Raw genomic sequence first — 223 nt, forward strand, 5'->3', positions numbered from 1 at the left:
AATCATACTCCACTTAGTACTAGTGCAAATATTGGTCTGTGGTTATATAAATATTTAAGCATAGGAGCTCCTATTAAGGCATTTAATATTTGAGGTAGTACTATGAAAAAATTAAAGATCACCATATAAACTACCATTTTTCTAGCAGGTATAGAACCAGCGAGTATAGCAAATGGCATCGCCAGAATACTTGCCCACGAAATACCTACACCAACCATTGACA

At 35.0% G+C, this 223-nt stretch carries 1 pseudogene; it reads right to left on the bottom strand.

Annotation, left to right across the window (positions count from 1 at the left end):
* Positions 1–2: 2 nt before the first annotated feature.
* Positions 3–223: pseudogene (locus ACRHOC_RS15520) on the bottom strand (MFS transporter); the annotation flags it as partial.

The organism is Winogradskyella poriferorum (assembly GCF_050618035.1).
Taxonomy (GTDB): domain Bacteria; phylum Bacteroidota; class Bacteroidia; order Flavobacteriales; family Flavobacteriaceae; genus Winogradskyella; species Winogradskyella poriferorum_A.